The organism is Pseudomonas sp. GM79 (assembly GCF_000282495.1).
GTDB lineage: Bacteria > Pseudomonadota > Gammaproteobacteria > Pseudomonadales > Pseudomonadaceae > Aquipseudomonas.
Genome location: NZ_AKJE01000012.1, coordinates 1 through 12,903, shown reverse-complemented (window position 1 = coordinate 12,903; position 12,903 = coordinate 1). Strand labels below are relative to the sequence as shown.

At 57.8% G+C, this 12,903-nt stretch carries 13 protein-coding genes; 2 read left to right on the top strand and 11 right to left on the bottom strand.

Annotated elements, in window-relative coordinates:
• From PMI36_RS26810 to PMI36_RS26860, 11 genes are all read right to left on the bottom strand, one after another.
• The coding region (locus tag PMI36_RS26810) for a DUF7844 domain-containing protein (protein ID WP_008067732.1) at window positions 1-1,941 on the bottom strand (1,941 nt) is incomplete at its 3' end.
• The gene (locus PMI36_RS26815; RefSeq protein ID WP_007902760.1) at window positions 1,938-2,258 is read right to left on the bottom strand and encodes a DUF2388 domain-containing protein; all 321 of its coding nucleotides are present in this window, start codon (window positions 2,256-2,258) and stop codon (window positions 1,938-1,940) included. The genes PMI36_RS26815 and PMI36_RS26810, both read right to left, overlap by 4 nt.
• A gap of 28 nt (window positions 2,259-2,286) precedes the next feature.
• Window positions 2,287-2,604, bottom strand: a complete 318-nt coding sequence (locus PMI36_RS26820; RefSeq protein ID WP_008067731.1) for a DUF2388 domain-containing protein — start codon at window positions 2,602-2,604, stop codon at window positions 2,287-2,289.
• Window positions 2,605-2,825: 221 nt separating this feature from the next.
• The gene (locus PMI36_RS26825) at window positions 2,826-3,143 is read right to left on the bottom strand and encodes a DUF2388 domain-containing protein (protein ID WP_008067730.1); all 318 of its coding nucleotides are present in this window, start codon (window positions 3,141-3,143) and stop codon (window positions 2,826-2,828) included.
• Window positions 3,144-3,280: 137 nt separating this feature from the next.
• A complete protein-coding gene (locus tag PMI36_RS26830; protein ID WP_008067729.1) occupies window positions 3,281-3,490 on the bottom strand; it encodes a DUF1127 domain-containing protein in 210 nt (69 codons plus the stop codon).
• A 260-nt stretch (window positions 3,491-3,750) separates the two neighbouring features.
• Window positions 3,751-3,966 carry a DUF1127 domain-containing protein gene (locus tag PMI36_RS26835; RefSeq protein ID WP_007902752.1) on the bottom strand — a complete coding sequence of 72 codons (216 nt, stop codon included), beginning with the start codon at window positions 3,964-3,966 and terminating at the stop codon, window positions 3,751-3,753.
• 319 nt (window positions 3,967-4,285) lie between these two features.
• Window positions 4,286-5,779, bottom strand: coding sequence for an acetyl-CoA hydrolase/transferase family protein (locus PMI36_RS26840; RefSeq protein WP_008067728.1), 1,494 nt, complete (start codon window positions 5,777-5,779; stop codon window positions 4,286-4,288).
• A gap of 188 nt (window positions 5,780-5,967) precedes the next feature.
• Entirely contained in the window at window positions 5,968-7,419 is a 1,452-nt protein-coding gene (locus tag PMI36_RS26845) for an NAD(P)(+) transhydrogenase (Re/Si-specific) subunit beta (RefSeq protein WP_008067727.1), read from the bottom strand.
• Window positions 7,419-7,742, bottom strand: coding sequence for an NAD(P) transhydrogenase subunit alpha (locus tag PMI36_RS26850; protein ID WP_007902743.1), 324 nt, complete (start codon window positions 7,740-7,742; stop codon window positions 7,419-7,421). The genes PMI36_RS26845 and PMI36_RS26850 overlap by 1 nt, the downstream gene beginning before the upstream one ends.
• 15 nt (window positions 7,743-7,757) lie before the next feature.
• A complete protein-coding gene (locus PMI36_RS26855) occupies window positions 7,758-8,879 on the bottom strand; it encodes a Re/Si-specific NAD(P)(+) transhydrogenase subunit alpha (protein WP_008067726.1) in 1,122 nt (373 codons plus the stop codon).
• Window positions 8,880-9,313: 434 nt separating this feature from the next.
• On the bottom strand, window positions 9,314-10,213 hold the full coding sequence (locus tag PMI36_RS26860; RefSeq protein WP_008067725.1) for a LysR family transcriptional regulator: 900 nt from the start codon (window positions 10,211-10,213) through the stop codon (window positions 9,314-9,316).
• A 158-nt stretch (window positions 10,214-10,371) separates the two neighbouring features.
• Between PMI36_RS26860 and PMI36_RS26865 the strand changes: the two genes are divergently transcribed.
• Both PMI36_RS26865 and PMI36_RS26870 read left to right on the top strand, forming a co-directional pair.
• The gene (locus PMI36_RS26865; protein WP_007897013.1) at window positions 10,372-11,553 is read left to right on the top strand and encodes an acyl-CoA dehydrogenase; all 1,182 of its coding nucleotides are present in this window, start codon (window positions 10,372-10,374) and stop codon (window positions 11,551-11,553) included.
• Window positions 11,554-11,566: 13 nt separating this feature from the next.
• Window positions 11,567-12,787 (top strand): CaiB/BaiF CoA transferase family protein, encoded by a 1,221-nt coding sequence (locus PMI36_RS26870; RefSeq protein WP_008067723.1) that lies wholly within the window; start codon window positions 11,567-11,569, stop codon window positions 12,785-12,787.
• Window positions 12,788-12,903: the final 116 nt, after the last annotated feature.

Below are 12,903 nucleotides of genomic sequence, written 5' to 3'. Positions count from 1 at the left end.
CGCAGCCTTGTGCAGCTTGCGCAAATGTTCGCCAACCTGCTTCAGGTTGGCTTCGTTGGCGGCCATTTCGGCGGCACGACTCGGCTCGAGCAACGCTCTCACTTCCTTGTCGAGATCCCCGGTCAGCGCTTGCAGCTGCTTCTGGCGCAGGTTGCTTTCCGACTCCAGGCGCGTCCACTCGTTCGCTTGCGGCAAACCATAACCACCGGTGCCGAGCAGTTCGGCCGGACGGCTGAGGAAGCCGCTGTTGGCGAGAATCTCCTGCAAGGTCGCATTGGCCTTATCCATGCCGCCATTCTTCAATTCCCGAGCACCCAGATAACGTTGCTTCACTTCGTCCTGGGCCAGCACCATCTGCTGACGGAAACTGGCCTGCTCCAGCAGCAGTAACGCCGCACTGGTGCGCAAATCAGCCTGATCAATCCATTTGCGGCGCTCTTCAGCCTTCAAGGACAGCCAGTCCTCGACCTTGTCCTGCTTGATCGGTAAATGCTTTTTCAGCACTTCGAACATCGCTTGATAACGCTCGCGAAAGGAGTCGAAGCGATAGCCCAGGCGCAGTGCTTCGCGAGGATCATCCAACACGCTGGTGTCTGCCAATCCGCGGCCCTTGAGTACTTCCAGCAAACCGTTGGGCATGATGCTATCGAGGCCGACCAGTTGCGTATTGTTGGTGCTGCTGCGCAGTAATTTCAGGCCTTCTACTGCGCAGTTGTTGGACAGGAAAAAATAGTTGCCGTCGTAACTCCAGTGCATCTCCGCGGCGTGTTCCACCACGTCTTCGACCTCGCTGTGCGACAGGTTCAGCGGCACCGATGCCAGGCTGCGCAGTTCGGTCTTGGTGTATTCGTCGATCACCTGGGCCAGCGGCAAGACAAACAGGCGCGATGGGTATTTACCCACCAGCCCATCCCAGCTCGACAGCTGTAAGTCACCGACGAAGGCGCGGTAGGACAGCACCAGATGCTGATCCAGATCCAGTCGACAATCCGGCCCGCGAGGCCGACCCGGTGCGCAGATCACCAGTCGCAGCATGCTGTGACCCCAGCGGCTGACCCAGTTCTGGTTGGCTTCTGCCAGTAGATAGTCAACCGCGTAAACCCGCTCCGGATCGACCTGACCCAGAGGCTGCTTGGCGAAGTCGTTACCCGCATTGAGAAAGGCAAATGATTGGGCGCACGTATCTTTTGCAGCAGGAGCCCAGCCGAAATGTTCTTTGTAGTAGCGATACAGCGCAGGACGACGGCAGGCATAGCTTGGGTCGAGAAGGAAGTACTCCATATTGACCGCGACGAACTCCTTCGGGCTGCTCGTCTCGTAGATGTCCGGGCTGCGGGCAATCTGCCGGTTGTGCTGTTCGCGCTCGCCGCGCCGACCGACGTATTGCGGCCAGCCGGCCAAATCCAGCAGACGAGGGTCATCGCTGAGGGTCCAGCGTCTCTCCGTCTGCCCACGGCATTGATCGGGGATGCCGATCAGCCCGGAGCTGCTGTTACGTTGTGTGCAACGCTGGATCAGTGTGCGCTCGGCGGCTGGCCACAGGCGCGCACGGTCATAAATGTGGGTGAGTTCGTGCAACACCGTGGCGAGCATTTCCCGGCGCACGCTACCGTGGGGACGATACGTTTTTTGGGTCGCGGCGCTGCCGTTGGTGAGGCTGGCGAGCAGATTGCGATTAAGGTCCAGCTCTGACACCAGCGACGCCTGACCGTAGGCATCGCTCGGCATGTCGTCGGTCCAGCCGACATCAATGCGCCGGTCCAGTTGCTCGATGAAGCGCGGCGGTAACGCCTGCATGGCTTCATCAAGCAGCGCCTGACTGGCCTGCTGTTGCGCGGGGCTCAGACCGTCGGTCTTGAGTCGTAGTTGCAGGCTGGCCTGAGCTGTGTTGCCAAGCAGCAACACAACCCCGGCCAGCAGCCAGGCGCCGAGTGACTTCACAGTGCGAGAATGGCTTCGGCGAGAACCTGATCACTGGCGTCGCGGGCTTCCGGTACGCGAGTGCGCAAGGTGTCGAAGGCCGCTTCCAGATGCGCACCACGGATTTCACCCTCGCTGGCGACGAAACTGGCTGCATCGTCGTGGGCTTCACGGACGATCTTCGAATCGCGGATGGACGTGGTGGTGTCGGAAGTGAAATCAAGCGTGCGTTCGGAAGCACGAATGATGATGTTACTGGTGGCTACCAGGGTTTGCGCCTGGGCCACATTGGCCAACAACAGCAGGCCAAGGGTGGCAGCAATCAGCGGGCTACGCATGGAACGACTCCGGAGGAACAAGGGATAACTATTGGACGAGAATTGCCTCTGCCAGTTCAAGGTCGCTGGCATGAAGTTTTGGCTGGGTCCGGCGCAGGTAAATCAAGGCGGACTCCAGTTGCGATCCTCGCAGTTGACCGTCACTGGCAATGAACGCGGCAGCATCATCCTGGGCGGCGATCAGCAGTTTATGGTCGAAGGGGGCGGAGGTCACCATGCTGGAGGCATAACCACTGGCCACGGTGCCTTGCGTAGAGAGGTTGAAAGCATCGAAGGCATGGGCCGAACCCGACCAGCAAGCCGCAAGAAAAACCGCAGTGATCGAAATACTTGAAAGAAAACGCATGAGACTCGATAGCTAAAAGCGAGTCCCAAGGCTAGCGCAATGCCCGGGCTAGAGCCAGCGCCGAAACATTGGGACACCTGTAGGAGCGGGCTTGCTCGCGAAAGCGGTCTGTCAGGCGACATCAATGTTGGATGTGCGACGCCTTCGCGAGCAAGCCCGCTCCCACATGGGTTGCGTTTAACTGATCAGCATTAGGGTGTGCCCCGCTTCAGAGCTGTCGCTTAGATCGTCAGGATGGCCTGGGCCAGCTGTGCGTCGGTCGCATTCAGTTGTGGCGCCTGTTGGCGGATATGGTCGAGCGCACTTTCCAGTTTCACACCACGAATGGCGCCTTCACTGGCGACGAAGCTGGCGGCATCGTCACGAGCAGCACGGACGATTTTGTCGTCGCGAAAGGACGACGAGACATCCGACGTTGCGTCAGAGGATGCCTTCAGTCCACCAACAATGGAATCGGTGGTCACGATAAAGCTGGTGGCGTGGGAATTGGCAGCAACGGCAAGCAGGGCGGCAGCGCTGAGCAAACGAAGACGGGACATGGGGTAGCTCCTTTGAATAGACCGATTTAGAAGTGGCTCAGGATCAGACGCCTGTCGTAAAGCGATCGCCACGTTCTATCTGGATATTAGGCCTGTGCATATCGGTTAGAACAGCCCCTGTCTGCCAAGGGAGGAAATTAGCGCCAGAACGGTTTGTCCACTTCGTTGAGGCGCTCGGCATGGCTGATGCCCAGATCCGAGAGCTGTTGATCATTGAGTTGGCCCAGCAACCGTCGGGTTCGAGCCCTTTCGAGGCTTTCGATGAACGCTCTCAATATTCCTCGAGGCCAGGCTAAGCGGGGCTTTGCTTGCGGTGTGACGATGGAAGCATTTAGTAAGTTATTCATGGGCGCGGTCCTTTTGCCAACTTGTCGGGATTCAATGGTGACCCCCCTACGCCTGCGGGCACAGACACACTCCGATGAAATTGTACTGGTCCAATCTGTTAAATATATAAACTGTACCTATTGAGGGTTATGTCTTCTGTACGGCCCAATGTGAACGCTCCAGAACGACAAAACCCGTCGTGGTTTCCCACGACGGGTTTTGTTTGTTCAATTCGGGTTGCTGGCGGTGGATCCAGAGGATCAGAGCCAGCGACGCTAACTTAGCGCCAGAACGGCTTGCTCAGCTCTTCGTAGCGTTGTGCTTCGCTAATCCCTGCGTCAGCCAGCAGACGCGAATCCAGGCGAGCCAGTTGATGGCGGCTGGAGATGCGGCGCTGCCACAGCATCAGGTTGGCGATAACGCGCAGAGGCATGGAAGCCTGGGTTTTTGCAGCAGTATCTTCGAAGAACAGTTCGGAACTGAGTGTACGTTCCATGGTTGACATCCTTCCGCTTATGGCGGGATTAGGTAGTGGTTTAACTGATGCCAATGATCCTCTCGTTTGGCCAGTCTCTGTAGATACAGTTCACCTGTATTGTGAGAGACCAGTTAACTGTTAAAAGGCAGTGTACTGGTCTAAATTGAGGCAACTGTACCTGTCTGCACTGATACGGTGCATTTTTGCTCCATTCAACGCAAAAGGTCGGAAAATACCGTAGGAAAAGACCGGTACAGCAGTACAGTTTTTGACGGTATGGAGTGTTATCACCGCGAGCTGACGAAACTGTGTTTGCGTCAGCTGCAATCTGTATCAATTACACCGCCAGCATGCGCCCGGTTTCTTCCAGGTTTATGTGCCAACTCAGGGCATCACGCAGGATGTGAGGGGTATGCCCGCCGACTGCGCAAGCGGCAGTGAAGTAGTCATTCAAGGCTGGTCGATAGTCCGGGTGAACGCAGTTGTCGATGATGACCCTGGCGCGCTCACGCGGTGCCAGGCCCCGGAGGTCGGCCAGGCCTATCTCGGTCACGAGAATGTCCACGTCATGTTCTGTGTGGTCGACATGGCTGACCATAGGGACCACGCTGGAAATCGCGCCGCCCTTGGCAATCGACTTGGTGACAAAGATCGCCAAGTGCGCATTGCGCGCGAAATCGCCGGAGCCGCCGATCCCATTCATCATCCGAGTGCCGCAGACGTGGGTGGAATTGACGTTGCCGTACAGGTCGAACTCCAGCGCAGTGTTGATGCCAATGATGCCCAGGCGCCGCACTACTTCGGGATGGTTCGAGATTTCCTGGGGGCGCAGGACCAGCTTGTCCTTATAGTGCTCCAGATTCCCGAACACATCGGCATTGCGCCGGCTCGACAGGGTGATCGAACTGCCGGAAGCAAAGCTCAGCTTGCCGGCGTCGATCAGATCGAAAGTCGAGTCCTGCAGCACTTCGGAGTACATGGTCAGGTCTTCGAACGGCGAGTCGATCAAGCCGCACATCACCGAATTGGCGATAGTGCCGATACCGGCTTGCAGCGGGCCGAGCTTGTTGGTCATGCGACCGGCAGCCACTTCTTGTTTGAAGAAATCGATCAGGTGATCAGCAATGTCCTGAGTGTCGCTGTCCGGCGGCAAGACAGTGGACGGCGAGTCGGACTGGTTCGTAATCACGATCGCGACGATTTTTTCCGGCGGTATCGGGATGGCGGTACTGCCGATGCGGTCGTCGACCTTCACCAGCGGAATCGGGGTGCGGGTCGGCCGGTAGGTCGGGATATAGATGTCGTGCAGGCCTTCGAGATTCGGGTTGTGAGCCAGGTTGATCTCGACGATCACGTGCTTGGCGAAAATCGCGAAGCTGGCCGAATTGCCTACCGAGGTGGTCGGCACGATATGGCCCTGCTCGGTGATTGCCACGGCTTCGATCACCGCGATGTCCGGCAGCTTGAGTTGTTGGTTGCGCAGTAGCTCTACGGTTTCCGACAGGTGCTGGTCGATGAACATGACTTCGCCGGCATTGATCGCCTTGCGCAGGGTGCTGTCCACCTGGAACGGCATGCGTCGCGACAGTACGCCGGCTTCAGTCAGTTGTTTGTCGAGGTCGTTGCCCAGGCTGGCACCGGTCATCAGGGTGATTTTCAGCGGCGTGACCTTGGCGCGCTCGGCCAGTGCATGAGGCACGGCCTTGGCTTCGCCGGCTCGGGTAAAGCCGCTCATGCCGACGGTCATGCCGTCCTGAATCAGAGCGGCAGCGTCGGCGGCGCTCATCACCTTGTCCAACAATGAAGGCAAGCGAATACGTTCACGGTACATGATTGTTATCTCGGGCAACGGAAGCAAGGTGCGCAGTCTAGTGAATTTTATGGAGGCCCGTCCCGCTACCAAGGTCGCATTCGAGGCGTCTATTCTGGGTCTTTCAGACAAAACACCGTTACAGGATCGGTAACAGCCACAAACAAAAACGCCCCGACGAGTCGGGGCGTTCAGGTTGCCGAAGGGGATTACTCGACGGCTTTGACCATGTCTTCGATGACTTTCTTGGCATCGCCGAAAACCATCATGGTCTTGTCCAGGTAGAACAGCTCGTTGTCCAGACCAGCGTAGCCGCTGGCCATCGAGCGCTTGTTGACGATGATGGTCTTGGCTTTGAACGCTTCCAGAATCGGCATGCCGGCAATTGGCGATTTCGGATCGTTCTTGGCCGCCGGGTTGACCACGTCGTTGGCGCCGAGCACCAGCACCACGTCGGCCTGACCGAACTCGGAGTTGATGTCTTCCATCTCGAACACCTGGTCGTAAGGCACTTCGGCCTCGGCCAGCAATACGTTCATGTGGCCAGGCATCCGACCCGCAACCGGGTGGATCGCGTACTTCACGGTCACGCCGCGGTGAGTCAGTTTCTCGGTCAGTTCTTTCAGCGCGTGCTGCGCCCGAGCCACCGCCAGGCCATAGCCCGGAACGATGATCACGGTGTCGGCGTTGGTCAGCAGGAAGGTAGCGTCGTCAGCCGAACCGGATTTCACCGGGCGCGCTTCTTTCGAGCCTGCCGGGCCAGCGGCATCTGCTGTGTTGCCGAAACCGCCGAGCAGCACGTTGAAGAACGAGCGGTTCATCGCCTTGCACATAATGTACGAGAGGATCGCACCGGACGAACCGACCAGCGAGCCAGCAATAATCAGCATCGAGTTGTTCAGCGAGAAGCCGATACCCGCTGCTGCCCAGCCGGAGTAACTGTTGAGCATCGACACCACGACGGGCATGTCTGCGCCGCCGATCGGGATGATGATCAGCACGCCCATCACGAAGGCCAGGGCCAGCATCAGAGCAAACGCGCTTAGATTGCCGGTCAGCATGAAGGTTACGCCCAGTGCCAGCGTCGCCAGACCCAACAGCAGGTTCAGCTTGTGCTGACCGCTGAACTGTACTGGTGCGCCCTGGAACAGGCGGAACTTGTACTTGCCCGACAGCTTGCCAAACGCGATCACCGAACCGGAGAAGGTGATTGCACCGATGGCAGCGCCGAGAAACAGCTCCAGGCGGTTACCGGCAGGAATCGAATCCCCCAGTTCCTTGACGATGCCCAGCGATTGCGGCTCGACCACCGCCGCAATAGCGATGAACACTGCGGCCATACCGATCATGCTGTGCATGAAGGCAACCAGTTCCGGCATCTTGGTCATTTCAACGCGCTTGGCCATGATCGAGCCGGCAGTGCCGCCGACCAACAGACCTACGATGACGTAACCGATGCCGGCAGTAGCACTGCCTTGCTCAAAAGAGAGCGCGGCCAGCTTATAGATGAGGCCGATAGTAGTGAGGATCGCCAACGCCATGCCGAGCATGCCGTAGACATTGCCGCGCCGCGACGTGGTTGGGTGCGACAGGCCTTTGAGGGCCTGGATGAAGCAGATCGACGCGATCAGGTAGAGCGTCGTTACCAGATTCATGCTCATTACTGGGGCGCCTCTTCTTTTACGGCTTTCGGGGCTTTTTTCTTGAACATCTCAAGCATTCTGCGCGTTACCAGGAAACCACCGAACACGTTCACTGCCGCCAGAGCCACGGCGAGGGTGCCCATGGTCTTGCCCAGTGGGGTCACGGTTAAAGCTGCCGCCAGCATGGCGCCGACGATCACGATCGCCGAGATGGCGTTGGTCACCGCCATCAACGGCGTGTGAAGTGCAGGTGTAACGTTCCAGACCACGTGATAACCGACATAAATCGCCAGCACGAAGATGATCAGGTTGTAGATACCGGGGGAGATAAGCTCTTCCATCGTCTGAATCCCTGCTTAGGCGTTTTTGCGGATGACTTGGCCGTCGCGGCACATCAGGCACGCGGCGACGATGTCGTCTTCGAGGTTCACTTCAAACTGGCCTTCTTTGTTGAAGACCAGCTTCAGGAAGTCCAGCAGGTTGCGCGCGTACAGCGCCGAAGCATCGGCCGCGACTGCGCCGGCCAGATTGGTCGGGCCGCAAATGGTCACGCCATTCTCGACGACCACCTGATCAGCCACGGTCAGCGGGCAGTTGCCGCCCTGAGCGGCCGCGAGGTCGATGACCACGGAGCCTGGCTTCATCTGCGCCACGGTTTCCGCGCTCAATAGCGTCGGCGCCTTGCGGCCCGGGATCAGTGCAGTAGTAATGACGATGTCAGCCTGCTTGGCGCGTTCGTGCACGGCCAAGGCCTGGCGCTGCATCCAGCTGGCCGGCATGGGGCGTGCGTAACCGCCGACACCGACGGCGCATTCGCGCTCTTCATCGGTTTCGTACGGCACATCGACGAATTTCGCACCCAGAGATTCGATCTGTTCCTTCACGGCAGGACGCACGTCGGACGCTTCGATGACTGCACCCAGACGTTTCGCCGTGGCAATCGCCTGCAAACCGGCTACGCCAGCGCCAAGAATCAGCACGCGCGCCGCTTTCACGGTGCCCGCAGCGGTCATCAGCATCGGCATGAATCGTGGATAGTAGTGAGCAGCCAGCAACACGGCTTTATAGCCGGCGATGTTCGCCTGGGAGGACAACACATCCAGGCTCTGAGCGCGGGAGGTGCGCGGCGCGGCCTCCAGTGCGAAAGCGGTAATGCCGCACTCAGCCAGCTTGGCAATGGTTTCATTGCTGAACGGATTGAGCATGCCCACCACAACGGTGCCGCTTTTTATCAGCGTCAGTTCGCTGTCGCTGGGGGCGACCACCTTGAGAATCAGCTCTGCGCCAAATGCATCATTGGCACTGCCAATGGTCGCGCCTGCCGCTTCATAAGCACTGTCGACAACGCTGGCGTTAACACCGGCGCCGCTTTGCACAGTGACTTTATGACCCTGGCCGATCAGCTTTTTGATGGTTTCCGGGGTTGCAGCAACCCGTGTTTCACCCGTCTGGGTTTCGAGAGGAACACCAATGTGCACGTCAAATCTCCTGCGTGATCTTATTGAGTAAACCCAGGCACTTCGGATGGTGCGGCTGGGGCGGCCGATCAGCACGATCCCGCTAAATCAGGGCGGGGCGCGGCATTTTGCAGGCGAACTTTGTGCCCTTCAAGGGATTATGACGGGTGACGGAAAATTAACTACAAGTCACCCCGTGACCGAATGTCGCACTGATCGGTGCAATCCCTTGCAGGCCGTGGCTTGTGAGGATTCTGTCCAAAATTCAAGAATTTACACATCGGCACGGTGAATGAGGTGTCATTGCCTTCCAATGGAGGCTCAAGGCCACGTATTCAGGCCTTTGTAGGACGTTTGTGCTACTCCTCAGTACAGTCTGCCAATATGCGACAAATACTTATATCTGTAGTGCTTTTGTTTTCCTGACTACGGGGTCAGCTAATAAGTGTGAGCCTTTATCCTTCTAGGCTGTAGCTTTGTGCCTGATTCACCAGCCAATCGCGAAATGCCTTTAAAGAGGCTGATTCGACCTTTCGCTCGGGAATCATCAGGTAGTAGGCCTTAATGCTCGATAGTGCCTGGGTGTTGGCAATCACCAGACGCTTCTCTGCTAATTCGCGCTGAATCAGGAACGGTGGAATTAGCGCGATCCCCATATCGTGCATCGCAGCTTGAGCAAGCATGGAGAATAGCTCGTAACGCGGCCCTGTCATGTCTCGCGGGACATTCAGGTTTTGAGAGTTGAACCACTGGCGCCAGGCATAAGGGCGGGTGGTCTGCTGCAGCAGGGGCAGTTCGGCGATTTCACTGGGGGTCAGATTGGTTTTTTTTCCCAGTAACGTGGGGCTGCACACCGGCATCGGATTTTCGCCCATTAGCCTGTGGGATTCGGTACCCGGCCAGTCGGCGTCGCCGAAATAGATCGCGGCGTCGAAGTCGGTGTCGGCAAACAGGAAGGGGCGCGTGCGATTGGTGAGGTTGACCGTCACTTCCGGGTGTTTGTGTTGAAAATCCTTGAGTCGAGGCAGCAGCCATTGAGTGCCGAAGGTTGGCACCACCGCCAGTTCGATCATGTTGGCGCCTTGCTGGCCCATCACTGACAAAGTATCGCGTTCAACCGCGTCGAGTTGGGTGGCCACTCGGCGGCTGTAGGAAAGCCCGGCCTCCGTCAGCTTCACTCCGCGCCGCGAGCGTCGGAACAGTTCGACGCTCAGGAACTCCTCAAGGCTGGCGATCTGTCGGCAAATCGCTCCCTGCGTGAGGGAAAGTTCCTGGGCGGCCTTGGTAAAGCTCTCGTGGCGCGCTGCAGCTTCAAAACTGATCAGGGCGGTTGTGCTGGGGATCTTCCTGCGCATGTACGTCAACCTCACTAATACATCGCATATAGGCTATTTTTGCGACGTTACGGAGTGAGAAATTAGCACAACAGTATGCAAAATCCTCGTTTGTCGTGAAGCCAAACCCGGCCTAGGATCACTCCACGTTATTTGACCCGATTCGAGAGGACTCACTCATGGGCGGTAAAGCTAGCTTCAACTGGATAGATCCCCTGCTGCTGGATCAACAGCTCACTGAAGAAGAACGCATGATTCGCGACACCGCTCAGCAGTTCGCTCAGCAGAAGCTCGCGCCGCGTGTTCTCGAAGCTTTCCGTCATGAGAAGACCGACCCGGCGATCTTCCGCGAGATGGGTGAGGTGGGTCTGTTGGGTGCCACTATCCCTGAACAATACGGTGGCAGCGGCCTGAATTACGTCAGCTACGGTCTGATTGCTCGCGAGGTCGAGCGTGTCGACTCCGGCTATCGCTCGATGATGAGCGTGCAGTCCTCACTGGTCATGGTGCCGATCAACGAATTCGGTACCGAAGCACAGAAGCAGAAATACCTGCCGAAGCTGGCCTCGGGTGAATGGATCGGTTGCTTCGGTCTGACCGAGCCTGACCACGGTTCCGACCCGGGCGCGATGATTACTCGTGCACGCAAAGTGGAAGGCGGCTACAGCCTCACCGGCAGCAAAATGTGGATCACCAACAGCCCGATCGCCGATGTGTTCGTGGTTTGGGGCAAGGACGACGCGGGCGACATCCGTGGTTTTGTTCTGGAGAAGGGCTGGAAAGGTCTGAGCGCTCCAGCGATTCACGGTAAGGTTGGCCTGCGTGCATCCATCACCGGCGAGATCGTTATGGACAACGTGTTTGTCCCTGAAGAGAACATCTTCCCGGATGTCCGTGGTTTGAAAGGTCCTTTTACCTGCCTTAACTCGGCGCGTTACGGCATTTCCTGGGGCGCACTGGGCGCTGCCGAGTTCTGCTGGCACACCGCTCGCCAGTACACCCTGGATCGTAAGCAGTTTGGTCGTCCATTGGCGGCTACACAGTTGATCCAGAAGAAGCTGGCTGACATGCAGACCGAAATCACCATGGCGCTGCAAGGCTGCCTGCGTCTGGGTCGTATGAAGGATGAAGGCACTGCTGCCGTCGAGATTACTTCGATGATGAAGCGCAACTCCTGTGGCAAATCCCTCGATATCGCCCGCATGGCTCGCGACATGCTGGGTGGCAACGGCATCTCCGATGAGTTCGGTGTCGCTCGGCACCTGGTCAACCTGGAAGTGGTGAATACCTATGAAGGTACGCATGACGTCCACGCGCTGATCCTCGGTCGCGCGCAGACCGGCATCCAGGCGTTCTATTAATAGGAGAACGGTCATGGGCGCGCTTTCGCATCTACGGGTACTGGATTTATCGCGGGTGCTTGCCGGGCCTTGGGCCGGGCAGATCCTGGCGGACCTTGGCGCCGAAGTCATCAAGGTCGAGCGCCCGGGCAATGGCGATGACACGCGCGCCTGGGGGCCTCCGTTTCTTAAAGATGCTTATGGCGAGAACACCAGCGAGGCGGCCTATTACTTGTCCGCCAACCGCAACAAGCAATCAGTGACCATCGACTTCACGCGGCCAGAGGGGCAGCAGCTCGTGCGTGAACTGGCGGCGAAGTCGGACATCCTCATTGAAAATTTCAAGGTCGGTGGCCTGGCGGCTTATGGGCTGGACTATGAGTCGCTCAAGGCGATTAATCCGAAGCTGATCTATTGCTCGATCACTGGATTCGGTCAGACAGGTCCGTATTCCAAGCGCGCGGGTTACGACTTCATGATCCAGGGCTTGGGCGGTCTGATGAGTTTGACTGGCCGTCCCGAAGGAGATGAGGGTGCAGGACCGGTGAAAGTCGGTGTGGCGCTGACAGACATTTTGACCGGGCTCTATTCAACGGTGGCGATCCTGGCGGCCTTGGCTCATCGGGATCAGGGTGGTGGCGGTCAGCATATAGACATGGCATTGCTGGATGTTCAGGTGGCTTGTCTGGCCAATCAGGCGATGAATTACCTGACTACAGGCGTTGCGCCTAAACGCCTGGGCAACGCTCACCCGAATATCGTGCCTTATCAGGACTTTCCTACAGCCGATGGCGACTTCATCCTCACTGTGGGTAATGATGGGCAGTTCCGCAAGTTTGCGCAGGTGGCTGGTCAGCCGCAGTGGGCGGATGATCCGCGTTTTGCGACCAACAAATTGCGGGTGGCTAACCGAGCAGTATTGATTCCGCTGATTCGCCAGGTGACCGTGTTCAAGACTACTGCTGAGTGGGTGGCGCAGCTGGAGCAGGCAGGCGTGCCATGCGGACCGATCAATGATCTGGCTCAGATGTTTGCCGATCCTCAGGTTCAGGCGCGGGGGTTGGCCATTGAGCTGCCTCATGCTTTGGCCGGGATGGTGCCGCAGGTTGCGAGCCCGATACGTCTGTCCGAGACTCCGGTGGAGTACCGTAGTGCGCCTCCTTTGTTGGGTGAACACACGCTGGAGGTTCTGCAGCGGGTGTTGGGTCTGGATGCCGGAGTCGTTGCTGGGTTCAAGGCGTCTGGAGTGCTCTGAGCATTCCTTCTATATAGCAGGATAGCAGGGCTGGTTTTGCTCTCCTATATAGAGGGGGAATGCGCAGTTTTCCGGCGTTCTGCAAGTTATTGATAGAAAAGCGTAATTAGAGGTTG

Excerpts from the sequence above, each read along its gene's own strand:
- PMI36_RS26815 (WP_007902760.1), bottom strand. The coding sequence starts at position 2,258 with ATGCGTAGCCCGCTGATTGCTGCCACCCTTGGCCTGCTGTTGTTGGCC.
- PMI36_RS26820 (WP_008067731.1), bottom strand. The coding sequence starts at position 2,604 with ATGCGTTTTCTTTCAAGTATTTCGATCACTGCGGTTTTTCTTGCGGCT.
- PMI36_RS26825 (WP_008067730.1), bottom strand. The coding sequence starts at position 3,143 with ATGTCCCGTCTTCGTTTGCTCAGCGCTGCCGCCCTGCTTGCCGTTGCT.
- PMI36_RS26830 (WP_008067729.1), bottom strand. The coding sequence starts at position 3,490 with ATGAATAACTTACTAAATGCTTCCATCGTCACACCGCAAGCAAAGCCC.
- PMI36_RS26835 (WP_007902752.1), bottom strand. The coding sequence starts at position 3,966 with ATGGAACGTACACTCAGTTCCGAACTGTTCTTCGAAGATACTGCTGCA.
- PMI36_RS26840 (WP_008067728.1), bottom strand. The coding sequence starts at position 5,779 with ATGTACCGTGAACGTATTCGCTTGCCTTCATTGTTGGACAAGGTGATG.
- PMI36_RS26845 (WP_008067727.1), bottom strand. The coding sequence starts at position 7,419 with ATGAGCATGAATCTGGTAACGACGCTCTACCTGATCGCGTCGATCTGC.
- PMI36_RS26850 (WP_007902743.1), bottom strand. The coding sequence starts at position 7,742 with ATGGAAGAGCTTATCTCCCCCGGTATCTACAACCTGATCATCTTCGTG.
- PMI36_RS26860 (WP_008067725.1), bottom strand. The coding sequence starts at position 10,213 with ATGCGCAGGAAGATCCCCAGCACAACCGCCCTGATCAGTTTTGAAGCT.
- PMI36_RS26865 (WP_007897013.1), top strand. The coding sequence starts at position 10,372 with ATGGGCGGTAAAGCTAGCTTCAACTGGATAGATCCCCTGCTGCTGGAT.
- PMI36_RS26870 (WP_008067723.1), top strand. The coding sequence starts at position 11,567 with ATGGGCGCGCTTTCGCATCTACGGGTACTGGATTTATCGCGGGTGCTT.